We start from the raw sequence: 24,432 nt of genomic DNA, 5'->3' as shown, positions 1-24,432 counted from the left end.
TTTATCCCTCAATTACTCTTTCAAATAAGTCTGTATGATGGAGTAAGTAATCCATTACTCCTTCTTCATCATTGGTTTTATATGTGATATCATCACTCACATTCTGAATCATTGGCCGGGCATTTTTCATTGCGATACCCAGCTTACATTCTTTCAGCATTTCAATGTCATTGTCACTATCGCCAAACACCATAACTTCGTCTAAAGAAGAATCTCTTTGTGTCACATATTGTTTAATACCATTGGCCTTCGATGTTTCTTTATTCATAAATTCATATACATCATTTTCTGAACGACAACTCGTTAGTCCCTCAAAACTAACGGTACGAATTTTCTTAACATACTCTTCATCAACGGGTTTGTCTAAAATCAACATTACTCTAGGAGTTGACAGGTAGGAGTTGTTTTTCAAAGGATTTGACAAGTATTCTTCATTATTAAATCGTTGTATGCCAAGAATTCGTTCTGTTGTTCTTGAAGCAAATAACTTATTTTTATTATGGAAACAAATAGTAAGGCCTTTCAAGTTTTGAAACGTGTTTAAGATTATTTGAATCTCTTCTTTTTGGACAAAGGGAAGATTTATGATTTTTTTTGATTCCCAGTCCAAAATTTCAGCTCCATTGTTTGCAACAATGACATCTATGATTTCATCGAGCTCTTGTTTCTCTACCAAAGGAAGCAAAGAAGTTAGTGCACGTCCAGATGCAATCCCAAAATGGACATCATACTGTTTTTTCAAATCTTTAATAAATTGAACACAATCTTTGGAAACTTGTTTGTTTGAATCCAAAAATGTACCATCCAAATCAACAAAAATGTATTTGATCATACTCGATTCGCACATCCAAACAAATCGATGAAATATTCGATTTTCTTTTGGAAGCCTTCTGCTAATAACGGATAGAGATTATAGACTTCGTTACCCGAAAGATCTTTTGCGATCAAGTTATTGATTGCCGCCCTTTTTAAATCATTTGACAAATTGATCTTATTGATTCCCTCACGAGCACATCGCTTCAAGTTTTCATCTCCCGTTCCACTTCCTCCATGTAACACTAAAGGAATTGGAAGCGCATTAGATAAATCATGAAGTAAATCAAAATGAATATGAGGTGTTCCCTGGTATACACCGTGTGCTGTTCCAATCGCAACAGCCAAAGCGTCTACTTTTGTTGCTTTTATAAACTCGACGGCCTCATCGACACGAGTAAATGCTGTATTGCCATCGTGTTGGTAGTTTTCACCAATTCCCACATGCCCTAGCTCTGCTTCTACAGTGATACCAAGGGTATGGCACATCTTCACCATTTCTTTTACTTCTTTTACATTTTCCTCATATGGAAGCCACGAGCGGTCAATCATGACATTGGTAAATCCAGCGCGGATCCCCAATATGCATTGCTCAAATGTTTTTCCATGATCCAGATTGAGAACAATCGGTACATTGGCCTTTTCGATCAATCGTCGGCAAATACTTCCAAACAAGACAAGATCCGGATTGGCAACCGGTGTCACATTCAAAATCAAAGGAGAGCGCTTATTTTCTGCAGCCTGTATAGCCGCTCTTACGTTATGTTCATTATCCACATTGGTTGCGGGAATGGCATAGTTTTCTTTTTTCGCATCTTGTAAAAGTTCATTTAAAGTCACTAACATAAACAATCTCCTAATATGAAATTAGCACTCTATACATTCCTGGTTCACAAGCTTTATCAAAAGCTTGTTTTCCCTGATCAAATGGATAAATTTCATCAATCACCTGTTCCATATCGATCATTCCATAACTAATCAATTTTACAGCAGCATCGTTATCATCTAAGTTAGGATTCAGTGTCCCAATGATTTCAAATTCTTTTCCATGAATTTGTCCAAAATCAACTGGAATTCCTTTTTTCTCATCTTGAGAACTATACGCAATCAATCGTCCATAAGGAGCCAACATATCAAAACAAGACATCCAAATCGAAGAAGCAGGAATCGTATTAATGACCACGTCAGCCCCTAATCCGTTGGTTAATTGATGAATTCTTTGAGCTAAGTCTTCTTGTGTGGGATCCAACACTGCCCAAACTCCACTCTCTAAAGCTTTCTTTTGACGTTTTGGATCGGGTTCGCTGACAATAACCCGTGCTCCCTGCATAAGAGCTAGTTTTAACTGAAAATATCCCATGATCCCAAGACCTATGATCAAAACAGTTTCCCCAATTTTTATTCTTGATTTACGGATACTGTGTATGCAACAAGCCAAGGGTTCCGTCAAACAGGCATATTTTAGGTCCACATCGTCCGGAACTTTGATCACTTGCCACGCAGGTATAGCCAAGTACTCACTTAATCCACCACCTAATATCGTTCCGTCAAAAACAGCACGAGGAGGCATTTCGCTTTTTTTATTACACTGGGTACCGTGATTTGTTCGATCTAGCTCACACTGCATGCAATAACCGGAAGTAAAGATGGCTTTGTCTCCAGCCTTTACACCTACCACTCCATCTCCCACTTCTTCAATGATGCCGCTGCATTCATGCCCACCTAGGAAAGGAAGCTTTTTCTTACGTGTCCCTTTATAGGTTCTTCGATCTACGGTACACAATGAACAATATTGTGTTTTGAATAACACTTCAAAATCACCGATTTTCGGTTTTGGCAAATCAACAAACTTCAAATGGTTCACGCTTTCAACGACCAATGCTTTTGATATTTCCATACATTTCTCCTATGTTATTCGTTTTTTTTACCGTAAGTAAACAAGTTCATAGCCCCCATAACCAATGAAATGGCTATCGCCCCAATTACGACATATGTCATCATTCCTTCTTCAACTTGATTAGTAAAGAAACAATAAAGAAGACCAAATGCGATGACAAGGTAAGCAATACCAGCTATTGAAAAACTTCTATCTTTTTTTGGTGCTTCTTTTCGGGCAACTGTTTTCGCGTTGACAACAGGCATCTTTGGTAAGACTTTATCGTTAAACATATATAAAATAAATGCGTAAATCAGTAATGCCGTAACCACATAAGCCCAAATCGGCCAACGTAAGATCAAACCGAATATAAGAGCCAAGGAAACCGCATTAATCAAGCCTTTTGAGAACAAGAATACTTTTGCCTCATCGCTTTTTGTGATTTGATAATAAAGATCTTTTTTCTTTACATGTAATAATTTTCGTGATTTTGTATCTTCAAATACTTCTATCTGAATACCAAAGAGCATGATGTCACCAACTTTCTATCAAATGTCCAATGCTTTTCTTAAATTAACGATCGTATCTTTAGAAACTTTTTCTAAATGGTCTGTGAGGCTTTCAATATCCATCGTTTGGCAACTTGCCAGAGCTTCCATAAGTAATGGCATATTGACGCCTGTAAAACACTGTAACTTGTGGTCTTCTTTTAATTCATCTAAAACAATCGCCACATTATTGAATGGAGAACCTGCGAAAATATCTACAAAGATCAATATACCAGAGCCATCATCGATCTCATTGATCTTTTCTTTAATTTTTACCTGCAGGCTATCTGGACTATCAGTAGGAAACAATCCAATAGTTTCCAAAGTGTCAGACATTTCGCCAAAGAACATCTTGGAACTTGTTTTTAAGGCACTTGCCAATTCTCCATGTGTCACAATTAAAATTCGAATCATAAACCCTCCAAATACTCTATGAATAGGAAAGGAGCTATCCCTTTCCTGATTTCTATGTCCTATCCTAAGAATCCGATAGCTCCACCGGCAAAACCGATTACGAACAAAATCAGTAATACAGTGGTAACGCTTCTGCCTTTAACTTGCAGCCAATAAGCTAAGAACGTTAAAGCTAGAGGAACAGAACATGGGAAAATCTTATTTAGAATAGCTCCAAAATCCAAAGTTGTCGTTGTCATTTCGAGTGTCAAAACTGCTGAAATCGTAACGTATTTAACAATCATGGCTCCAAGACAGAACAAACCAACAATACCTAAGAATGTAGTAACTTTCGCAATGAATCCACCTTCAAGGAACTTGTCAATAGAATCCATACCTAATTTATAACCTTGAGTAAACATAATGTACGTAACCGCAAAATCTAAAGCAGTAACTCCAATACCATACAACCATGCTGCCCAAACATTACCTTCTTGTGCCCAGGACAATATAATAGAAAGGATTACCGGTTTGATCAAACCAGCCCAAATTGTATCACCGATACCAGCCAATGGACCCATTAAAGCAGTTTTGATTTCGGTGATCATTGAACCATCAATTTCACCACTAGTATCGTTTGCCATACCTTCTTCCAACGCTACAACCATACCAGGAAGGATTGCTCCCCAACGTGGTTCTGTGTTGAAGTATTGCATATGTCTTACTAGACCTTCAGAAACCTTTTCTTTATCACCCTTATAAAGTTTATTTAAGATTGGCCCCATCATTCCGGCCAAAGGCCCAGCCTGAAGACGTTGATAGTTATATGTCATGTGGGATGTGAACCACCACCAGCCAACGGCTTTATTGACATCTTTTTTAGTTAAACGAATTTGTTCCATAATTATTCAACCTCCTTAGGTTTTGCCTGGAATCCAAGTTTAAGAAGGACAATCGCAAGTACTGTACCTAAGATGGCATACAGCAACAAGTCTGTCATTCCAGAGTAAGCTGCAACTGTAAAACCTAGCACGAAGAAAATTGCCAATTCCTTTTTCCACATAAACTTCATCAGCATTGACATACCTAGAGCTGGAAGAAGTTTTCCGGTTGCACTCAAACCATTCATAGCCCATGTTGGTAAACTATCAATTAAGATTTGAATATATTCACTACCGAAGTAAGCAATTACGAATACTGGAATACAACGTACTAATACAACAATGGAAGGTCCACCTAACAACTGTAATCTACGAATGCCCTTCCAATTTCCTTTTTCGGCCAATTTATCCATACGTACTGGCCAGATAGAAGCAATTGTCATATAAGCAACATGCATGTAGTTACCTAACAAACCAACTGGAACGGCAAACGCAACTGCTTGCTGAATATCCATACCACCCTGGATGGCAACAAATGTTCCTAACAAACCTGCCCAATATAAGTCAGATGCATTGGCTCCACCAGCACTGATCCAACCTAAATAGGAAACGTTGATTGTCGCACCGATCATAGTACCCATTACAGGATCACCATAGATTAATCCTACCCAAAAACCGGCCATAACTGGTTCACGGAAGAAATACCAGAATGTTGGTCCCTGTGTTCCGTTGAATAACGCCAGTAAAGCCATTAATAATGCTTGTACCATATTATTTTTCTCTCCTTTACTATTGAATTATATAAGCATTAAATTTTAAAAGTTTCTTGATTCGATTCCTCCCTTCCCTATCTTTTAGAAACGCTGCTAGTTAAACTTCTCTAAAGCTGATTTAAATGGATATTCCGCATCTTCTGGAATTGGCTGACAGAAAATGTTTACCCCAGCTTCATATACAGGTTTCAAAGCGTCGATATCTTCCTGTGACATAACAATATTTCGACAAATGTTTTTCTTGTCACCGGCGCCTTCAACACCACCGACCTGTAGAGAAGGATATTTCACGCCTGCCTGATAGGCTTTGGCAGCGGATACAGGATCTTTAAATAAAATCAACAAATTGTTCTTTGGCATTTCTCCTGCCTGCCACCTTTTTGCAGCGTTTTCAATACTTTCCACTTCGACCTTGACCCCTGCTGGAGCGGCATTCAACAAGATTTTTTTCAAAATAGCACTCTTAGCAGACCTGTCATCAATAACCACGATGGATTCAATATCATATTTTTTTACCCAACGTGTCATTACCTGTCCATGTATCAAACGAAAATCGATACGAGTTAGTTTTAAATTGTCCATGATTTCCTCCTAATATTTTTTTGCAATTTCTACAAATCTCTTAGCTCTGCTTGTTAATTCCTGATAATTACCTTCTTCTCGCAATTTCTTATCAATTAAACGTGAACTAATTCCAGCCCCGGCAAATCCAATTTTTAAATACTCTTCAAATGTTTCTTCTGTAACCGATACCGTGGCAATATATTTCACATGATGAATCGGAGCATAGATATCTTTACAATATTTAATTCCTAATGTTCCTGCCGGGAACAGCTTAATAAAATCAGCACCTGCTTCATCAGCAGCTAAGACTTCTGTAGGCGTCATAGCACCTGGCATAGAAACCAATCCTTGTTTCAACGTTTCCTCTACTACTTCTTTTTTGAAATTTGGTGAAACAATAAATTTTGCCCCTGCATTTTTGGCATTGATTACTTGTTCTGGATTAAGTACCGTTCCCACGCCAAGCGTTAGTCCTCCATGAAAATGATCTTCGAGCATTTTCATGTTTTCTGATATTTTTGTCATTGTGTTTGGATCAGCTGGATCATATGTGATTTCAAAACAACGAATTCCACCTTCATACAAAGCTTTCGCCAGCTTCAATAGGTCTTCATCATAAATGTTTCGAGTGATCACTACGATCTTTTCTCTTTCAATTGTTTGAATCGTTTCTTGTCTTGTCATTTTCTTCTCCTCCTTCTCTATAGTCCATTTACAATGACATTGGGTTTTTTACCTTCCATAACTAGATAAATATCTTCCATGACTTTTCGATTCATGTTTTCTGTGCAAGTCAAGTTGTAAACAGAAACATGCGGTGTTAGTACAATATGGTCATGATTTAATAATGGATTATCTGGATGAATTGGTTCCTGAGAACACACATCGGCTCCGTACCCAAACAAATCTCTACTTTCGACTGTTTCTAAAACTGCTTCATCGTCGACCAAGGCACCACGAGCACAATTAATTAAAATAGCTCCTTTCTTAACTTTCTTTAGAGTATCTTGGTTAATCATCTTCTTATTTTCATCTGTTAAGTTACAATGCATTGAAATAAAATCCGAATTAGCCAACAATTCATCTAAGCTAACCAATTCGATACCGTACTCTTCGGCTTTTTCTGATGGTAAGTATGGATCATAAGCTAAAATTCGATTTTTATAACCATATTTCATGATTTCCCCAAATCGTCTTCCGATATTTCCATATCCAATAACACCAGTTACTTTTCCTCTTATCTGATACCCCATCAAACGTTCACGGCGAACACCCCATTCTCCTTGATGTACCATCTGGTTGGCGATGTTAATGTTTTTAGCCAATACATTTAATAAAGAAACGGCATGCTCAGCCACTGCATCTTGTTCGATGATATTTTCTTCTTTTGTTACGTATACATTATGTTTTTTGGCCGCTTCCAGATCCACGTTATTGAAACCTAGTCCATGTCGGGCTATTAATTTCAAATCTGGACAATTTTCAAAGAATTCCTCTTTGAAGGTCGGATCATTTCCTAAAATGATATAATGAAAATCTTTTAATTTATCGATCAATTCTTGTTGAGAAGCATCCTGGCTAAATATAAACTTTTCCACATAACCAACTTTTTCTTTTAGCTCATCTAAAAATTCTGGAAACTCTCTTCCAAAACTTTTCACATTCACAATCGCAACTTTTTCCATGAATTAAAGTCTCTCCTTTCTTTGCCTATTTCTTTTATACATACACTAAAAAAGAAAGTCAAAACACACTATAAAAATAGTGTGTTACACAAAATAAATATCCTTAAACTGCCAAAAATAAAGCATTTTATGGATATATTACGCGCACATTACACGGATTAAATACGAAATTAATATTTATGTATTCACAGTATTATGTTTTCGTGTAAAATAAACAGTGAAAAACAAACTAAAATCTTTACTAAAATGTAAACTTGCCATTTGGAAAGGAGAATAAACATGCCTACATCCCGTAAAGAATTAATCTTTCAAACCATTCAAGAGTACACATCAAAAGCTATCGTAGAGAACAATCTAGATTTTTCTAGCTGCAATGCACATATTTTGTCTTTGAATTTGCATATTGACCGCTCCAATATTTCCCGTATTTTGAACCAGCTTTTCCAGGAAGGAAAACTAATCAAGACCAGTGGTCGTCCTACTTTGTATATTTCTCGGAAAATCATTGAAAATCTTTATCCTTTTGTAGAGATTCCTTCCATCTTAAATCAGGATGATTCACTGCAGAATTATCTCTATTCTGAAAAAGAAGAAAAAAAAGATGAACTTTCGCAAGTAGTTGGATCTAAAAAAAATGGTTCTTTATATAAAACCATCTCTTCCATTTTGCCTATGATATCAAGGAGAAATAATAATCTCTATCTGTTTTCTTTTTCCGGCCCTTCAGGAATAGGGAAAAAATATTTGGCCAAAAACTTATTTCAATACGCAAAAAATCACCAACACTTAGAAAAGAAGGCATCTATTTTTTATGCAAATTACTCACTGATTGTACGAAATCCAGATTATATATTAAATGCAATCGACCCTATTGTTCATAAATGGATCCTTATAGAAATCTTTGATCATTATGAGAAAATCAAACTCTCTTCTTTTTTGACAGAAATGATTGATCTATACTCGAACAAAGGTACAGAGCTTAATGCGATTTCCATTATTTTTCATAATAATATGAATAGATTGTTTGATTTATCCGACTATTATTATTCCCAGAACTTCACTATACAGCCCCTAAATGAACGCCCCACCATAGAAATTCTGGAGCTAATACTCAACTTTCTGATATCCAATGCCTCTTCTTTTAAAAAGGAGATCCAATTGACCCCTTTGTTTATCAACAAACTCATACAATATGGGCAAAATGAAAATGTAGAAAAACTAAACAAAACCATTTACGGAATTATCGCTCTGTGTTTCTTTCATACATCAAAAAATCCTAGAATTCCTTTAGTTTTAGATGATTCCTATATGCCCAACAATATCAAATACACCAAAGAAGACCCAAAATTATCTTTATATTTATCAAAGTTGGCAGACACGATTCATATCGCTCCTTCTACACAGTTAAACAAACTTTTAAATTATGAAAATGAGCAAATCAATATTAATCTATCCTCTGAATTTGAAAATAATTTACAGTATGCCATATTGAATGCACCAACAAACTTTAAGGATCCTACCTCATTAACGAATGAAAAGAGCGATTTAGCAGATAAAATCGAAAATATTATAAAAAATACAACATTATACACCGATATTTTCTTAGTGGATTTTATCATCAATACCATTAGCGAATTCATCAACAACCGTGTTTCAATACAAAAATTTAAAATCCCCTACCCTAAGGAAATCAAACCCAATGTACAAAATATGATTGATTCTATATTACGAATTATATCAAATTCCTCCCCGGAAGTGTTCCATCTCATGGAAAGCGAAAAATACATCTTTGCACAATTGATCAATGAATGTTTTGTGATCACAAACGAATCACCAACCCCAATATTGATCATTACACATTCCAGTCATCTTTCGGAAAATTATGCGCATCAGTTTAATATTCTCGCAAGGAAAAGAATTTTTTATTCAGTGGATTTTTCGGATTTTGACACCAATAAAAATATCGAGGCCGTCAAATCACGAATCTACAATGTTGTTACACATTTAAATCGTGGCAAAGGAATCTACATGATCGCTAACCAACAACTAATATCAAAACTTGGAAGTAACATCTTTACTTATACAAAAGTTCCTGTGTTTTTATTCACTTTTGGATCCCTATCAGTATTCTTAGATTTAATCACCCAGTTAGATAGCACTAAAATGAACTCGATCACTTTTTCTAAACTGATCACAAAAAACACACATATAAGTCAAGATTTTGTGCAAAGTAATTCTTTGTGTTTACAAGACACTCGCGAAAGTAACACTTATTTAAAATCAATGCAGATAATATTTCCTTCCTTAAATACCAGGTTAACAAATAACCTTTTCTATTTAAGTTTGGAATATCTCTGTAAACAATTGAAGATTTCTATCACAAACTCCATGATCATTGATTTCTTATTTCAAGGAAACTGTCTATTGAACAAGATCCTAAATAAAAAAGAACATTTCAGCTTAGAAGGAGATGAAGACATGGAAGTCTTTCCAGTTATTGCCAATAGTTTACACATGTTCTACCAATTCAAAGATATCCATTTTGAAAGCGGAGACATAGAGATTCTTTATCAATCTTTATTCTCTCAAATTGAAAATATCTCCAAATAAAAAATCGGAAAAAAGTAATAAGAAGACGAAACCTTAATTTCTTATACAAATCTTCGGATTTGTATTATTTATGAAAAGTCGTTAGAAAATTTATCAATTTATCTTTTCCAATCTTTTTTCACAAGATTAAATATTATTAAATTGATTACCTTTATTTTTGGCTTGACCTGCAAAATAGTGACCCAACATAATTAATATCATATTATATAGAACAGCATAGCCATAAATAAGGAATAGATAATGCCTCAACTTTGTAAAAAGGATATCACTAAAGAAAAGAGGATCAGTATCTAAATTCAGTGATCCTCTTTTCAAACCACTTTCGTTTTGTCTGCCGTATCTTCCTCATCATAAATAAAAAATCCATTTTATTTGCTGTCGCTGTAAATACGAATATGATCCAGAAGCACAATGATACACTCTGCAGTAATCTGGTTTTTGTAAAATCAATGCCCCTTTATGGTTCATGAATAATTTTTCTATAGTTCATAGATAAACTGTTCTACCTGGCAGTAAAACTGACATTAAACCATATAAAATCAAAAAAAGTCCTTTACATAAAGGACTTCATAGACTATGGTGCAGAAGAAGAGATTTGAACTCTCACGCGATTGCTCGCACTGCCGCCTGAAGACAGCGTGTCTGCCGTTCCACCACTTCTGCATTTGCGCTCTAACATTATGGCATAAAGTCTATGTTTTTTCAATATCTTTTTGGTGTGCCTGAATGTAATCTGAGCCTACCCAATAAAGATAGTGCTGATACAAACGGCAGCAGATGCCGCTAAGGCAACGACCAGTAAACTTCGTTTTTGGTACGCTAAGAATAATGCAACTATGCACCCTATGCAGGAAGGAAGAAGATCGCCTCCTGATGTAAAAATGGCAGGAAAAGTCATAGATCCTAATACCGCGTAAGGTACATAATATAAAAAAGATTGAATATAGCGACTTTGAATCTTTTTACGAAAGAAAATCAATGGTAAGCATCGAATCAAATAGGTGACACCAGCCATCACCACAATATACATCAATAACCGATTCATCTCTGTTCCTCTCCATCTATTGGAAATAAAAAGGCACCAACCCCAGCCGCAAACAACGTACAAAGAATGATCACAAATCCACTTCCTATGGATATATAAGCGGACAACACTTGAAACAAACAACTTGTCACTGCTGCCATCAATACAACAATTCCGATATTTTTAGAAGTTCTGCACGGGGGAATAATAATCGCCAAAAACATGCCATAGATCATGATTCCCAGAGAATCGCGTAATATAACCGGTAATAAGGTACTGGCTGTGGCTCCTAGGAATGTGCCGCCTGTCCAGCCTAAAATTGGCAGAAACATCAATGAAATCATATATAGAAATCCTACTTTCTTGGGTTTACTGGAAGAAAGTGCGAAGATCTCATCGGTAATGCCATGTGCTATTACAGCTCGCTGTAAAGTTTTGGTTTTTTCATCCAGCTTCTGTGTCAAAGATAAAGACATCAAAAAATAACGAACATTGATGACAAACTGCGATAAGGCCATCTCCATCATAGAACCGTTGGCCGCAATGATCCCCAGTCCGGCAAACTGTCCGGCACTGGTTAAATTAGAAAAAGAAATCAATACGCTTGCCCAAACCGGTATGCCTTGATTACTTGCCATCATACCAAACGCAAAAGAAACGGAAACATAGCCTAACGCTATCGGAATACCGTCTTGAAGTCCTTGTTTCCACGAATTAAGAATCATACATATCACCGGATACGATTATACACCCGCCCCATCATTATTAAAAAGAGTAATAAATTCAATGCATTCATTACTCGTCTTTCATTTCTATACAGTGTTTTGGACACACTTTAGCACAAAGTCCACAATGCACACAATCCTCTTTTTTAAGAAGCCATTCTTTTGTTTCTCGATCTACATGAATTGCCTGTTTGGGACACTTATTAGCACATAGACCGCAGAATACACACGATTCACCAGCTTGGGGGATCTTCTTTTTCTGTGGCGGTCGTGTATAGATTTCCATTGTCTTTTTGGTATTGGGTGCTGCATACCCTTTCTCCATTTTTAAACAATGTTTCGGACAAACCTGAACACAGTTGCCGCACTGCACACATAAGAATCAATCGATACTCCAGGTGCCGGATTTTCGATCGACCTGTATGGCACGAGGCGGACAGTTTTGTGCACATAAGGTACAAGAGATACATTGATCGATCGTAATGGAGATATGGCCGCGCATACGATCACTATAGGAAGCTTCCTGAAATGGATAGGCTTCGGTCACCGGAGAAGAAGTTAAATCCTTTAAAACCTGACGCGTAAATACAAACAGTTTTTTAGATCGCATACTCTACCTCTCTGTACAGCTGATACAAGGATCGATCGTCAAAATCAAAAGCGGCACATCCCCAAGCTGACACCCTTTCAACAAATCTAACATAGGCGGTATATTGGAGGTTGTCGGTGTTCGCAATCGAAAGCGATCCAGATATTTTGTACCATTTCCTTTTGTATAATAAATGGCTTCCCCTCGTGGTTGTTCAATACGAATAAAACATTCTCCATTTGGATTTCCTTTAACCATTGAAAAAATCGAGGGAAACACCGCCATAGCCGGTGCTCACGGCATTTCGCAAACTATACGAATCGATTTTATACCCGATGTACAAATCGGTGATGAAGTCATGGTCCATGCCGGCTTTGCGATTGAAAAAGTCGATTCTCAGGAAGCCCAAAAGACAAGAGATTTATATCAGGAGATATTCAATGCATTTCAGTAAACCAAAACGCCCTATCCAGTTGATGGAAATCTGCGGAACGCATACCATGTCCATTGCCCGCTCGGGTCTAAAAAGTCTGCTTCCGGATGATGTAAAACTGATCAGTGGCCCGGGCTGCCCAGTATGTGTAACTCCTTCATCTCTGATCGACCTAGCTTATGATCTGGCACAAAGACCGGATATTCTTCTTTGCAGCTATGGTGATCTTTTCCGCATTCCCGGAAGTAAACATCCATCTCTTCAAGGATTGCCACAGGTCAAAATTTGTTTATCCTGTATGGATGCTTTAACACTGGCCAAAGAAAATCCGTCTAAGAATGTAATTTTTTTAGGTGTCGGCTTTGAAACAACTGCACCTGGAAGTGCCATTGCGATTTTAGACGCCCAACGACAAAACATTCAAAACTTTTTCTTTTTGAGTCTTTTAAAGCAGACAAAGCCTGCCATATGCACTTTATTAGAACAAGAAAATACACAAATCGATGGCTTTCTTTGTCCGGGACATGTTGCTGCCATTATCGGTGAACAAGGATTTACCTTTTTGCCAAACCAATATCATCATCCCGGTGTTATCAGCGGCTTTGATCCCGAAGACATCTTATATTCAATTGAACTGCCGATTCAAATGTTGAACCAGAACAAGCCTGCCATTCAAAACACATATGGACGTATCGTAAAGCCTCAAGGAAACCAAACAGCTGACCGAATTAAAAGATGGAGCCATTTTACCTAATCCACAAAACGAACTTGTCTTTTCCACCGACAGCTTTGTAGTCGATCCATGGAAATTTCCCGGCGGTGACATCGGAAAATTGGCCGTTTGTGGCACAATCAACGATCTTTGCATGACCGGAGGAATCCCTAAATATTTGTCCTGTTCTTTGATCATTGAAGAAGGTTTTCATATCGATGACTTAAGAACGATCCTACACTCCATGCAGCAGACCGCAAAAAACGCAGATGTTTCGATCGTAACCGGTGATACTAAGGTCATTGAAAAACAAAAAGGAAATCAAATCTATATCAACACAGCTGGTATTGGAATTCTTCAAAGAAAGACTTCCTACCAATATCAAGAAAACGATGTCGTTGTCTTATCCGGTTCTATGGGATGCCACGGTGCCAGTATTTTCATGGCTCGCGAGGATATTCATCTGCAAGGAGAGTTGCTTTCCGATTGTGCCTGTTTAAAAGAAAAAGCTATGAAAGCCATGGCATATGATAGTCTTAGAATCCTGCGTGATCCAACCAGAGGCGGTGTTGCGACCACCTGCATTGAACTGACAGAAAAATCCGACTTTGGAATGGAACTTTATGAAGCTTTACTTCCTGTCGATCCAAATGTACAAACACTTTGCGACCTTTTAGGTTTTGATCCTTTATATTTAGCTTGTGAAGGACGTATGCTTTGTATCATGAATGAAAATGATGCCAAACAACTTTGTGAGCAATTAAAAGATGGTGCCAAAATGATCGGCAAAATTACCAAAGAACATCCGCAAAAGCTATATTTAAAAACAAAGATTGGAGCAACACGCCAACTTCATAAGCTGTCCGGTCAACCTTTACCCAGAATCTGTTAGATGTTTGGCCTCTTTTGTCCGTTTTCTGTCTGCTGCAGCAAAAACAACGTTTTTTGCTTTTCTATTTCAGCTTTTAATTCTTCCTGAGTTGGAAGATACAGTTTATATTTTGTCGCAAATAAATGTTCATTTTCTTTCAAAACGGAATAACGCGCGATATCTTCATCTGTATCCGAACACAAGATAATACCGATGGTTGGATTATCATCCGAAGAACGTTTTAATTCATCATACATTCGAACATACATATCCATTTGACCAACATCCTGATGGGTGATCCTGCTGGATTTTAAATCAATCAACACAAAACATTTTAAATAGTAATTATAGAAAACAAGATCGATAAAGTAATCCTGTTTTTCAGTCTGTATATGTTGTTGTCTTGCGACAAAGGCATACCCTTTACCCGACTCCATCAAAAAATTCTATATATTGGTAATGATCCCCTTCTCTAAATCTGCCTATGTAAAATCAACATTGGAAGACAAACCCAGAAATTCTGCCACAACTGGATTTTTAATAAATTCCAGTTGATCTTTTTGATACTCAGCCGTTAATGATTCTATTTCTTTTTTTACATGATCTTTTCTCTGCGTCTTCAACATGCGGTAATAATACTGAGACGAAACATTTCGCTGTAAAGTTCTAACACTCCAAGTTTCCATAAATGCTACGCAAGCATACCATTCTCTGGCATTTTTATCTTCCACCTGAATTAATACTCGGTAATGTGTCCAACTTAAAAAAGAATTAAATTTTCCACGCAGTGAGTGGAAAATCTCTGGAAACATAGTATAAAATTTATAAAAACTATATAGATTTGTCTTGGTAAACCCTTTTCCATAAATCCTTGTCAATTCTTTTGAAAGCTTTTTTATAACTTGCCCACCATATTCTGCTCGTTTATCTCCACTCAATATTTCTTCAGAAATACGGTACCCCATTAACCAATTGCGATAGACCAAGGTCGTATTTATGGCCTGATAAGCATTCTTTTGAGAAGTCTCAATAATATGTTTCATATCTGAAACGATATCATCTATTTTCGTAAACTCAATTAAGCTGTTTCTTGTTTCTACGTTTGTGTTCATTTCGATCACCTTCCTGTTATGTACAACTTTATCGGATTAAAGTGACCTATTTCTTACCAAAAACATAAAGAATCAATTTTTTTACACTCAACAGAAATCCCATCATTTTAAGCTTTTAATTTCACAATAGAAACATACTAAAGTTTCAAACTTCGCCATAGTACCTACAACAATATAGCAAGACGGGAGCAAGCAGATAACTATTCTACGTTCCTCAGAGAATTCAAAAACACTGGAATAATTTGATAAAAAAAGCTTAGCCAGGGATTCCTCCCACAGCTAAGTAATTTTTGACATTGATGTTCCAAAACAGTTAAATGACGTGAATATACTTTAATCGTGATAGTAAATATAATTATCATCAATCCTAAACTTCTATGTAAAGTTTTATACATAGAAGTTTTATTTTTTTCATTTAAATTATTTATTCTGATTCCATGTTTTACCCAATATGTCTTTTAATACCAACATCGCATCAAGTTGGTTATAATCATATCGTTTCTTTAAATCATCCAATAACTCTTGTAAGCCATCAGCATATCGCTCTACCTCCACTACATCTGCATAAGTTCCTAAAACCGGATACTGTTTAGACCACATTTTGGTCCAATCAATCTTTTTTTGTGTTTCTTCACTGGTATTCTGGATGACCTTTTCGATTTCCTGCACATCTGCATCATATTCCATCAAATCATCTAAGCTCAATTCATATAGTTGTGCCATTTCTTTCGCCTGAAAAACATTCGGCAGTGTTTCATCGGTTTCCCATTTAGATACCGTCTGTCGAGAAATACCTAAAATCTCCGCGACTGTTTCTTGTGATAATCCTTTTTTTCGTCTTGCGTTATATAAATTGCTTCCCAAACTCACATAAAATCCTCCATCTGCTTCTATTGTAGATGGAGGATTTCTTATTGTCTATCAATGAAAATATACAGTTGTGCCCGTTTTCTATGCATTTATAGAATCCCTGTTTCAATCGCTGCTTTGGCCTCTAACAAATCTGTATAAATATGCACTGGCATATTTAATATTTCCTGCGTTGGTTTTAGCATATCCGGTATCATGATCGTTGTACATCCTGCATTCACTCCGGCATGGACCCCATGTATCCCGTCTTCAAATACGTAACAATCCCTGGCATCGACTCCCATTCGTTTGGCCGCCAATAGAAATATTTCCGGTGATGGTTTTCCCTGCTTAACATCATCTCCACTAACGATTTCACCAATATATGAATGTATTCCTGATATTTTCAAGTTGTTTATAATCATATCTTTTGGTGAACTACTAGCTATAGAGATTTTAATATCATTAGTTGTAAAATACTTTAATATCTCAACAACACCTTTTTTCATAGGGACGTGTTCAGTTAATTCCATTCTTGCCCGCCGAAATAAATCCTCAATTAAATCTGAAACAATATGCATTGGAAAATATTGACGAATAGTTTTTTCCATAATAGTTCCAGTGGTACCACGATTTGAATCAAAAAAAGAACGGTCTAACTCGCAATGATATTGATCAGAAAGTTGATACCAAATATCATCAAATATTTTTTCTGTGTCAAATAGTAATCCGTCCATATCAAATATAGCGCCTTTTTTCATATGAATTCCTCACCATTCTGTTTATACGGTTTGTAAGAGAAGATAAGATAAATTTTCCTTATGCCAAGGGGCACCTAAAATACTTTTTCGTATCTTGTACTCAATCAATCCTCTATTGGTTTGAATGGATAAAATGAATTTTGTTCTTCTCATCCGTATCTTAATTCCGTGAATATCAGATTTATTAATAAATACTAACTGCTTTTCTCTGGGAATTCCAAGCATATCATCAACTGCAATTATCGCAATACCCTTAGAATTGAAATGAAGAATATGATCTTTCATAACATGCATAACTTCACCTAAACCATTTTCATAAGCACTTATACTTGGAATGATCGTTCCCCAAATCGTAGAATTTTTTGTATAATCTATTTTATGTTTTAAAAGTATGTCTTTAATTTGTTCTTCTTTCATAATCCTTATTGGTCAAACTGCTTCATACGTTCTTGATATAACTTTTTAAAATCTACGATTCCTTCTATACCTGTACTAATAATAGACTCATTTCCCATACCCAGTGATCGGCTACCTACAAATTCTAATATCATCGACAAATTCATACCTGTTATAACGTCTATTTTATCTGTATATTGAGAGTTATTTAATAAAGCTGCACTACAATTACACGGTGTTCCAAACAGCAGGTCACAGAAAACTACTACACCATCTCCACAATCCACCTTCGAAACAGCTTCAGTCAACTTATCTAGAAATTCAGGCATTTCCTGCCCTGGCATTAGACACAAATATTCTATTTGTTCAGGCTCTCCAACAAATAATTTAAGAGTATCCATCATACCTGCTGCTAATTGTCCATGGCTTGCTAAAATAATTCCTTTCACAAAAAATCCTCCTGCATGTAAATAAAGTTGATGAGGTTGTACAGCTAAAATGATTAAACATATTACTGTTACAACCTCATTTTTTAAAATAATCCAATGAATGCACAAACTAATGCTATTAAAATTGTAAATAAAACTAGTTTGGCTACACTCACATGTTTTTTACTAATTAAATAATAGTAGATAAAGAGTACACCAATAGACAAAATACCCGGCATAATTCCGTCAATCTTGTCTTGAATACTTAATGTTGCCTCATCAAAAGATGCTGTAAGGGCTACACTTAGATTTACCATTGATGCAGTTAAAGCACCCATCATTGACATACCTAAAATATTAGCTCCCTCAATGATATCTGTCATAAGTTTAGAGGATAAGATATCTTTAATTGCTGTACGGCCTTTTGAATATGTTAATTTAGTAAAAACAATAAGTTCTCCTAAAGTGTACATAGTCCCAAGCAACAATAACCAAAAGCCGGCCATTGATCCAGTTTGTGCCAAAGAACAAGAAGCTAGAATAAATAATGTAGTAATAGTTCCAGCACTAAAAGAATCTCCAAAAGCAGCTACCGGACCCATTAATCCTGTTTTAACCGCTACAATTGACTCCCCTGGAATTGATTCTAGATTATTTGCTTTTTCTTCTTCCATCGCAAGTGTAGTACCTAGAATTAATCCACCTGCTGTTGCATTTGTATTAAACAGTTCCAAATGTCTTTGCAATGCTTCTATTAAATCTTCTTTATTAGTATATAGTTTCTTTAAAGCAGGTAACAGAGAGTAAACATAAGCAATAGACTGCATACGTTCAAAATTTAAAGACATTTCTGTGGTGATATACCATCTTGCAATAACACGATTAATATCTCTTTTAGATAAAGTAACTTTCTTTTCTTCGCTCATATGTCATTACTCTCCTTCCTTTGCAGACTGTCTTTTAGACATTACAATCAATACAGCTACGCAGGCAGCCAATACTCCAGCTGTTAAAGTATTTAGACCTAGAGCCTTTACAAGAATAAATCCAATCACTGTATAAGGAACCATATATGGTTTTCCTATCATATTCATAATCAATGCAAAACCAATCGCCGGCATTACTCCCCCTGCTACTTCTAATCCATGCATTACCCAATCAGGAACAGCATTCATAAAAGCCAACATAGCATCCTGGCCAAACATTACAACTAAAAATACAGGCAAGAATAACAAAGGAATTTCAATTAAAGGAGGCCAAAGAATAGCGCAACGTCTTATTCCTCCCAGATCACCTTTAGCAGCACATTCATCTGCTTTATGAACAAATATAACATTGATCATTTTTCTTAAGTTAGTAACAAAAGATCCCAATAACCCCATAGGTACCGCAAATGCTATTGCTTGTTCTACTGTTAATCCTGTTGCCAATGCAATTGGAATTACCGTTGTTGCTGCAAGTGCAGAATCTGTCGGTAAATTTCCACCCGGAGCAATAATACCAGCAAATGCCGCTGCTATTCCTCCACCTATAATCAAACCTTGAGTTAAATCACCATATACCAAACCAGCAACAACTCCTACTACAATTGGGCTAGCGATGAAGAAGAATGCGAAATACCCTCCAATCATTCCTCGAGCCACCCAATACATTAAGCCCATCAAAATAGCCATAATAATTAATTGTGTGCCTTGCATGTTTCTCTCCTTTCACTCGAAACAATTTATTAAATTACAGTTAAAAGTGCAATTATTGAGCTCTATTATAATTGTCATGACAAATTTATTTGTACTTTAAACTGCGATTTATTTAACTAAGCTATCTAAATTTCTTTTCTATAGAAGCTAGACTTGTTGGATCATTTTCTGGAATAGGTTGTAAAAATACATTTACACCATTGCTTTTTATTTCTTCTAATTGAGTATATTCTTCTTCAGATAATGAAACTCCTTGAATTACAGATCTACGTTTTGGACCATTCTGCACTGCCCCTACATTTAATTCGTCAATTTTTAAACCATCTTTAAATACTTTATAAGCTGAAGCTACGTCCTTAAAAATCAGCATAACTGTATCATCTTTTTTATCAATTGCATTTTGAATATCATTCAATTTAACAATATCTACCTTTTTTTGAGGAACAGCCATACGATAAATGTCTCCCATAAAAGGATCATCAACCAAAGGATCATCTGCTAAAATTAATCGATCAACCGGTCTAAACTTAATCCATTTAGCTACAATTTGACCATGTACCATTCGATAATCAATACGAGTCATTTTAATTTTTGCCATACTATACCTCTATCTTCGTTCAATCTTTACAATTTCATGAGTATCAGCACTTTTATGAACTGCCTCTGCAATCAATTCTGCTTCTAAACCATCTTTTAAATTTGCAATAAAAGGCTTATTATTTTGAATACAATCAATAAAATCATCTAAAGGGTCAATACCAAAACCTCGCAATCGACCGTTGTTACTTAACATGAAACAAATATTAGGAGTATATTGTTTTTTATTATCAAAGAATTCCACTCCACGTTTTTGTGAATCTACCCGAATCATTGTGTTTTCACAAAGTATTTCTGTACATCCATCATCTGCTTTCGCAAAGCCATTTGGTAAAATCCATGCATTTTCTACTGTCCAAGTACATCCATTTTCAAAAGTCAAATTTGCTGTGATACTATCATAAGTATCAATACCTTTTGATTGTAAAATGCCTTTATGCCCAATTGCATAAACCTCTGTAACTTCACATCCCATATACCAGCGAATTAAATCGTAACAATGCGTTCCTACAAAATGAACCGGACTAGAATTTGCCGACCATTTCAACCAATTTTCGGCAACATCGTAAATATTGTCCATACGCATATATCCTCTTACTGGTTTTCCAGATGTTTCATCATTCAGTTTATTCTTAACTGCAATAGATGCCGGATCCCATCTTTTATGATAATCAACCATAACTCGTACACCTGCTTCGTTCGCTGCATCAATAATTTCATAAGCATCAGCTGAAGTTGTAGCAAGTGGTTTTTCTACAAGAACATCCTTCTTATATTTAATTGCTGTTAATACTGGTTCTTTGTGGTATGGATCTGGGGTTGCTATAGATACAACATCGATATCTTCAGTTTGAAGCATTTCATCCATATTTGTATAGAATTTCACTTCGTACTCTTTTCCAGCTTTTTTCGCAACTTCCTCATTCATGTCACAAACAGCGACAAGATTTGCATTTGGATTCCATTTATAAGCATTCAAATGATTGCGCCCATAAATACCTGCTCCAACAACTGCGACATTTAATTTTTCCATTATGTTTCCTCCTAAGACACCTTACAGTTTGATTATACATAAAAAGTAGTAAAACTACAATATATTTTATTATTTTTTTAATTTTACTACTTATAGTAACCTTTATCCAGTTTAATAGGATGAATTTTTATGTATTTTACGTTAAAATATATCATATAATGATAGTAAAACTACATATTTATAATATTTTATTCTTCATTGTTACCATGAAAGGGTGATTTTATGCAAAAAAATGAAGTATTATCTAAAATTGAGTCTATGATGCCATTCTTTTCCAGCAAAGAAAAAAAATTAGGTAAATATATTTTAGAACATTCTAGTGAAGTTACTATTCTATCTACGCAGACTTTATCAAAATTATGTGATGTAAGTGAGCCTACATTAATTCGTTTTACAAGAAAATTAGGATATTCAGGATATAGAGAATTTAAATTAAAATTAACAGCTGAATATGTATCAGATCCTATTAGTGGAACTTTAATCAATATGGATAGCCATGACAGTCCAAAAGATATTTACCTAAAACTAGCTTCATTCACCATTTCATCTATCAAAAGCACTTCTTCCACTCTAGAGGATGATTCTTTGTCAAAAGCTGTAGATTGCATTTACCAAGCCGCTCAAAATAATAAACAAATTTTTTTAAGTGGTATGGGGGCTAGTTCGCTAATGGCTGAATCTTTTCAAGTTAAACTAATGCGCCTAAATATAAATAGTGTTTTTTTCTCTGATATGCATCTTCGTCTTGAAGCATGTACCAATTTACAAAAAGATGATTTATTTATTTGTTTCTCTGCTCTTGGTTCATCAAAAGAAAACTATGAAATGATTGAAATTGCAAAAAATAGAGGTGCCAAAGTCTTGTCAATCACTCAATATGGATGCACAAAATTGGCCAAAAATTCCGATATTGTATTATATACCTCTGTCATTGAAAATAATCTTAGATTAGCAAGCCAAACATCTACAGTGATTCATACGATGATCGAAGATACTATATTTCTAGCATTAGCCATGAAAGATTATGATAATATGTCACATAACGTTAAAGAAACCCGTGAGATATTTCATAAATTAGGACATACTATTATTTCATCTAAATAATAAAGAAACTGTAAAACTATATCTATAAGATACATTTTACAGTTTCTTTGCTTCAATGGCTTCTTTTGCTTGTAATAAATCTTTATAGATGTGCACCGGCATATTTAATATTTCCTGCGTTGGTTTTAGCATATCCGGTATCATGATCGTTGTACATCCTGCATTCACTCCGGCATGTACCCCATGAATTCCATCTTCAAAAACATAACAATCCCTGGCATCGACTCCCATTCGTTTCGCTGCCAATAAAAATATTTCTGGTGATGGTTTGGCATGTTCTACTTCCTGTCCACTGCAGACTACATAAAAATAACAAGACGTTTTTGAGACTTGTAAATTATTTTGTATCATCGATAATGGAGAACTGCTGGCAACGGAGATTTTCACTCCATTTTCTTTAAAGAATGATAATATTTCGAAAACACCTTTTTTAAGTGGCACCTGTTGCCTGGTTAATTCTGCTGTGTTTTCAAACAACTCATTCAATAAAATTTTTGGATCCTTTGTTGGAAAATAACTTTTAAGATTTCTGAACATTACATCCCCGCTGATTCCACGTGATGTGTTAAAAAACTCTTGTGTCAATGTCAGACCATGTTTATCTGCCACTCTATGCCATGCGATATCAAATAGCTTTTCTGTATCAAACAGCAAGCCATCCATATCAAAGATTGCTCCTTTTTTCATTATGTTCCTTTCCTTTTACAAAAAAAGCCGTCCTCAGACGACTGTTATTTCATGGTCGGGATGACAGGATTTGAACCTGCGACCTCTTCGTCCCGAACGAAACGCACTACCAAGCTGTGCTACATCCCGATAAGATCGATACCTTAATAATATACCTCGATTTGAAGGGAATCTCAACTAAAAAGTAAAAGAGGTTGAAACAAAGCTTCAACCCCTCAGATTTTATAGATCATCAACAATCGCACTGCTCTTGGCATAGGCTGTACTCTTGGCCTCAAAGAAATCAGTCTTGATCAGATTTGCATTGGAATACATCGATACCCAGCTCATACTTTCCGGTTCACTGTCATAGCCTTTATACAAGCGTTCAAAGCCTAAACTATGGGCTCTGAAATTTCCCAGATAGCGAATGTAGTCTTCTACCATTTCCATAGTCAAACCTTCAATATCATTACCAATGACGTATTTGCCCCATTTGATCTCTTCTTCCACACCTTTTTTCAACATGGCACGATACACTTCAACACGCTCCGGTGTAAACAATTCCGGCTCTTCCTTTTGAAGTTCTAAGATGATCGAACGGAATAGCCACAAATGCGTATTCTCATCCCGATTGATGTAACGAATCTCATTGGCACTTCCCGGCATTTTTCCCATACGTCCCAAATTATAGAAGAACATAAATCCGGAATAGAAGTAAATTCCTTCCAAGATATAATTCGCCATGATCATCTGCATAAAATGGAAAGGATCTTTATGTTCCTGAAACGCATTGTATAAATCACCGATAAATTTATTTCGATTCAATAAGATTTCATCGTATTTCCACTGATAAAGAATATCATCTCGTTCCTGTGGAGAACAGATAGAATCTAACATATATGAATAGCTTTGAGAATGCACGGCTTCCTGAAACTGTTGAATAGACAAGCACAAATTGACTTCATTGGCCGTGATGTATTCACCAACATTGGGAAGGTTTGCTGTCTGTAAGGAGTCCAGGAAGACCAAAAAAGAGAGGATCTTATCGTAAGCTGTCTTTTCAGCCGGTTTTAATGAACGATAATCTTTGACATCCTGTGATAAGTTAATTTCTTCTGGAATCCAGAAGTTGTTCATCGCCTGACGATACCATTGCGATACCCAACTGTATTTCATATTGTTGAAGTCATTTAAATTTGTCGTATTTCCATTGATCATACGACGTTTTGTGACTTCAATATCGCCGTTTTCATTAAATAATGCCTTTTTCTGTAATTGTTCCATATGAC

The 24,432-nt window shown here is 35.8% G+C and carries 32 protein-coding genes and 2 tRNA genes; 5 read left to right on the top strand and 29 right to left on the bottom strand.

Annotated elements, in window-relative coordinates; genetic code table 11:
- Position 1: 1 nt before the first annotated feature.
- From ACTQX6_RS08170 to ACTQX6_RS08125, 10 genes are all read right to left on the bottom strand, one after another.
- Positions 2 to 832, bottom strand: coding sequence for a Cof-type HAD-IIB family hydrolase (locus tag ACTQX6_RS08170; RefSeq protein WP_181965627.1), 831 nt, complete (start codon positions 830 to 832; stop codon positions 2 to 4).
- Complete coding sequence (locus ACTQX6_RS08165) at positions 829 to 1,659, bottom strand: class II fructose-bisphosphate aldolase (protein ID WP_117446555.1); 831 nt, start codon at positions 1,657 to 1,659, stop codon at positions 829 to 831. The genes ACTQX6_RS08170 and ACTQX6_RS08165 overlap by 4 nt, the downstream gene beginning before the upstream one ends.
- Positions 1,660 to 1,669: 10 nt before the next feature.
- Positions 1,670 to 2,710 carry a zinc-dependent alcohol dehydrogenase gene (locus ACTQX6_RS08160; RefSeq protein WP_117446554.1) on the bottom strand — a complete coding sequence of 347 codons (1,041 nt, stop codon included), beginning with the start codon at positions 2,708 to 2,710 and terminating at the stop codon, positions 1,670 to 1,672.
- A gap of 14 nt (positions 2,711 to 2,724) precedes the next feature.
- The gene (locus ACTQX6_RS08155) at positions 2,725 to 3,219 is read right to left on the bottom strand and encodes a hypothetical protein (RefSeq protein ID WP_294687134.1); all 495 of its coding nucleotides are present in this window, start codon (positions 3,217 to 3,219) and stop codon (positions 2,725 to 2,727) included.
- 18 nt (positions 3,220 to 3,237) lie between these two features.
- Positions 3,238 to 3,651, bottom strand: coding sequence for a PTS sugar transporter subunit IIA (locus ACTQX6_RS08150; RefSeq protein ID WP_117446552.1), 414 nt, complete (start codon positions 3,649 to 3,651; stop codon positions 3,238 to 3,240).
- Positions 3,652 to 3,710: 59 nt separating this feature from the next.
- Positions 3,711 to 4,532, bottom strand: a complete 822-nt coding sequence (locus tag ACTQX6_RS08145) for a PTS system mannose/fructose/sorbose family transporter subunit IID (protein WP_259295341.1) — start codon at positions 4,530 to 4,532, stop codon at positions 3,711 to 3,713.
- 2 nt (positions 4,533 to 4,534) lie between these two features.
- Positions 4,535 to 5,281, bottom strand: coding sequence for a PTS mannose/fructose/sorbose/N-acetylgalactosamine transporter subunit IIC (locus tag ACTQX6_RS08140; protein WP_117446550.1), 747 nt, complete (start codon positions 5,279 to 5,281; stop codon positions 4,535 to 4,537).
- A gap of 96 nt (positions 5,282 to 5,377) precedes the next feature.
- Positions 5,378 to 5,866: a PTS system mannose/fructose/N-acetylgalactosamine-transporter subunit IIB gene (locus ACTQX6_RS08135; protein ID WP_181965626.1), complete on the bottom strand. Its 489-nt coding sequence runs from the start codon at positions 5,864 to 5,866 to the stop codon at positions 5,378 to 5,380.
- Positions 5,867 to 5,875: 9 nt separating this feature from the next.
- Positions 5,876 to 6,532: a bifunctional 4-hydroxy-2-oxoglutarate aldolase/2-dehydro-3-deoxy-phosphogluconate aldolase gene (locus ACTQX6_RS08130; RefSeq protein WP_117446548.1), complete on the bottom strand. Its 657-nt coding sequence runs from the start codon at positions 6,530 to 6,532 to the stop codon at positions 5,876 to 5,878.
- Between the two features lie 17 nt (positions 6,533 to 6,549).
- Positions 6,550 to 7,533, bottom strand: coding sequence for an NAD(P)-dependent oxidoreductase (locus ACTQX6_RS08125; RefSeq protein ID WP_117446547.1), 984 nt, complete (start codon positions 7,531 to 7,533; stop codon positions 6,550 to 6,552).
- 279 nt (positions 7,534 to 7,812) lie between these two features.
- Between ACTQX6_RS08125 and ACTQX6_RS08120 the strand changes: the two genes are divergently transcribed.
- Positions 7,813 to 10,143 (top strand): hypothetical protein, encoded by a 2,331-nt coding sequence (locus ACTQX6_RS08120; protein ID WP_117446546.1) that lies wholly within the window; start codon positions 7,813 to 7,815, stop codon positions 10,141 to 10,143.
- A 577-nt stretch (positions 10,144 to 10,720) separates the two neighbouring features.
- Here the strand turns inward: ACTQX6_RS08120 and ACTQX6_RS08115 are convergent.
- From ACTQX6_RS08115 to ACTQX6_RS08090, 6 genes are all read right to left on the bottom strand, one after another.
- Positions 10,721 to 10,806 (bottom strand) — tRNA-Leu (locus tag ACTQX6_RS08115).
- A gap of 76 nt (positions 10,807 to 10,882) precedes the next feature.
- The gene (locus ACTQX6_RS08110; RefSeq protein WP_117446545.1) at positions 10,883 to 11,188 is read right to left on the bottom strand and encodes an AzlD domain-containing protein; all 306 of its coding nucleotides are present in this window, start codon (positions 11,186 to 11,188) and stop codon (positions 10,883 to 10,885) included.
- Positions 11,185 to 11,892, bottom strand: coding sequence for an AzlC family ABC transporter permease (locus tag ACTQX6_RS08105; protein WP_181965625.1), 708 nt, complete (start codon positions 11,890 to 11,892; stop codon positions 11,185 to 11,187). Before ACTQX6_RS08105 ends, ACTQX6_RS08110 begins: the two co-directional genes overlap by 4 nt.
- Before the next feature lie 70 nt (positions 11,893 to 11,962).
- Complete coding sequence (locus ACTQX6_RS08100) at positions 11,963 to 12,265, bottom strand: 4Fe-4S dicluster domain-containing protein (protein WP_117446544.1); 303 nt, start codon at positions 12,263 to 12,265, stop codon at positions 11,963 to 11,965.
- Between the two features lie 9 nt (positions 12,266 to 12,274).
- Positions 12,275 to 12,502 (bottom strand): hypothetical protein, encoded by a 228-nt coding sequence (locus ACTQX6_RS08095; RefSeq protein ID WP_117446543.1) that lies wholly within the window; start codon positions 12,500 to 12,502, stop codon positions 12,275 to 12,277.
- 3 nt (positions 12,503 to 12,505) lie between these two features.
- Entirely contained in the window at positions 12,506 to 12,739 is a 234-nt protein-coding gene (locus tag ACTQX6_RS08090) for a hypothetical protein (protein WP_259295340.1), read from the bottom strand.
- Between ACTQX6_RS08090 and ACTQX6_RS08085 the strand changes: the two genes are divergently transcribed.
- Genes ACTQX6_RS08085 through hypE form a run of 3 tightly spaced genes read left to right on the top strand, consistent with a single transcriptional unit; the run spans position 12,675 to position 14,518 of the window.
- Entirely contained in the window at positions 12,675 to 12,935 is a 261-nt protein-coding gene (locus tag ACTQX6_RS08085) for a HypC/HybG/HupF family hydrogenase formation chaperone (protein WP_117446559.1), read from the top strand. The genes ACTQX6_RS08090 and ACTQX6_RS08085 overlap by 65 nt on opposite strands.
- Positions 12,922 to 13,668 carry a hydrogenase formation protein HypD gene (gene hypD / locus ACTQX6_RS08080; RefSeq protein WP_441657413.1) on the top strand — a complete coding sequence of 249 codons (747 nt, stop codon included), beginning with the start codon at positions 12,922 to 12,924 and terminating at the stop codon, positions 13,666 to 13,668. Before ACTQX6_RS08085 ends, hypD begins: the two co-directional genes overlap by 14 nt.
- Positions 13,634 to 14,518 (top strand): hydrogenase expression/formation protein HypE, encoded by an 885-nt coding sequence (gene hypE / locus ACTQX6_RS08075; protein WP_441657414.1) that lies wholly within the window; start codon positions 13,634 to 13,636, stop codon positions 14,516 to 14,518. The genes hypD and hypE overlap by 35 nt, the downstream gene beginning before the upstream one ends.
- Here the strand turns inward: hypE and ACTQX6_RS08070 are convergent.
- From ACTQX6_RS08070 to ACTQX6_RS08025, 10 genes are all read right to left on the bottom strand, one after another.
- Positions 14,515 to 14,934: a PDDEXK nuclease domain-containing protein gene (locus tag ACTQX6_RS08070; protein WP_320863318.1), complete on the bottom strand. Its 420-nt coding sequence runs from the start codon at positions 14,932 to 14,934 to the stop codon at positions 14,515 to 14,517. The two genes, hypE and ACTQX6_RS08070, sit on opposite strands and share 4 nt — an antisense overlap.
- A gap of 45 nt (positions 14,935 to 14,979) precedes the next feature.
- Entirely contained in the window at positions 14,980 to 15,609 is a 630-nt protein-coding gene (locus tag ACTQX6_RS08065; RefSeq protein ID WP_441657412.1) for a DUF1016 N-terminal domain-containing protein, read from the bottom strand.
- A gap of 420 nt (positions 15,610 to 16,029) precedes the next feature.
- Positions 16,030 to 16,479 (bottom strand): helix-turn-helix domain-containing protein, encoded by a 450-nt coding sequence (locus ACTQX6_RS08060; protein WP_320863320.1) that lies wholly within the window; start codon positions 16,477 to 16,479, stop codon positions 16,030 to 16,032.
- A gap of 89 nt (positions 16,480 to 16,568) precedes the next feature.
- Positions 16,569 to 17,219 (bottom strand): HAD family hydrolase, encoded by a 651-nt coding sequence (locus tag ACTQX6_RS08055; protein WP_320863321.1) that lies wholly within the window; start codon positions 17,217 to 17,219, stop codon positions 16,569 to 16,571.
- Positions 17,220 to 17,240: 21 nt separating this feature from the next.
- Complete coding sequence (locus ACTQX6_RS08050; protein ID WP_117446538.1) at positions 17,241 to 17,636, bottom strand: hypothetical protein; 396 nt, start codon at positions 17,634 to 17,636, stop codon at positions 17,241 to 17,243.
- A 5-nt stretch (positions 17,637 to 17,641) separates the two neighbouring features.
- A complete protein-coding gene (locus ACTQX6_RS08045; protein ID WP_117446537.1) occupies positions 17,642 to 18,064 on the bottom strand; it encodes a PTS sugar transporter subunit IIA in 423 nt (140 codons plus the stop codon).
- An 83-nt stretch (positions 18,065 to 18,147) separates the two neighbouring features.
- Positions 18,148 to 18,969 (bottom strand): PTS system mannose/fructose/sorbose family transporter subunit IID, encoded by an 822-nt coding sequence (locus ACTQX6_RS08040; RefSeq protein ID WP_272005653.1) that lies wholly within the window; start codon positions 18,967 to 18,969, stop codon positions 18,148 to 18,150.
- A 6-nt stretch (positions 18,970 to 18,975) separates the two neighbouring features.
- Positions 18,976 to 19,740: a PTS mannose/fructose/sorbose/N-acetylgalactosamine transporter subunit IIC gene (locus ACTQX6_RS08035; protein ID WP_117446535.1), complete on the bottom strand. Its 765-nt coding sequence runs from the start codon at positions 19,738 to 19,740 to the stop codon at positions 18,976 to 18,978.
- Between the two features lie 121 nt (positions 19,741 to 19,861).
- The gene (locus ACTQX6_RS08030) at positions 19,862 to 20,338 is read right to left on the bottom strand and encodes a PTS sugar transporter subunit IIB (RefSeq protein WP_117446534.1); all 477 of its coding nucleotides are present in this window, start codon (positions 20,336 to 20,338) and stop codon (positions 19,862 to 19,864) included.
- Positions 20,339 to 20,347: 9 nt separating this feature from the next.
- Positions 20,348 to 21,370, bottom strand: a complete 1,023-nt coding sequence (locus ACTQX6_RS08025) for a Gfo/Idh/MocA family protein (protein ID WP_117446533.1) — start codon at positions 21,368 to 21,370, stop codon at positions 20,348 to 20,350.
- Positions 21,371 to 21,592: 222 nt separating this feature from the next.
- Here ACTQX6_RS08025 and ACTQX6_RS08020 point away from each other — a divergent pair, with 222 nt between their 5' ends.
- Complete coding sequence (locus ACTQX6_RS08020; protein WP_117446532.1) at positions 21,593 to 22,474, top strand: MurR/RpiR family transcriptional regulator; 882 nt, start codon at positions 21,593 to 21,595, stop codon at positions 22,472 to 22,474.
- A gap of 36 nt (positions 22,475 to 22,510) precedes the next feature.
- Here ACTQX6_RS08020 and ACTQX6_RS08015 read toward each other — a convergent pair whose 3' ends face one another.
- From ACTQX6_RS08015 to ACTQX6_RS08005, 3 genes are all read right to left on the bottom strand, one after another.
- Positions 22,511 to 23,161 carry an HAD family hydrolase gene (locus tag ACTQX6_RS08015; RefSeq protein ID WP_441657411.1) on the bottom strand — a complete coding sequence of 217 codons (651 nt, stop codon included), beginning with the start codon at positions 23,159 to 23,161 and terminating at the stop codon, positions 22,511 to 22,513.
- 52 nt (positions 23,162 to 23,213) lie between these two features.
- Positions 23,214 to 23,290 (bottom strand) — tRNA-Pro (locus ACTQX6_RS08010).
- Between the two features lie 93 nt (positions 23,291 to 23,383).
- Positions 23,384 to 24,427: a ribonucleotide-diphosphate reductase subunit beta gene (locus tag ACTQX6_RS08005; RefSeq protein WP_320863323.1), complete on the bottom strand. Its 1,044-nt coding sequence runs from the start codon at positions 24,425 to 24,427 to the stop codon at positions 23,384 to 23,386.
- Positions 24,428 to 24,432 lie beyond the last annotated feature (5 nt).

The organism is Faecalicoccus sp. LCP19S3_E2 (assembly GCF_052121255.1).
Taxonomy (GTDB): Bacteria; Bacillota_I; Bacilli_A; order Erysipelotrichales; family Erysipelotrichaceae; genus Faecalicoccus.
Note: the sequence above shows the minus strand (reverse complement) of the source record. Positions and strands in the feature narration are given on the sequence as shown.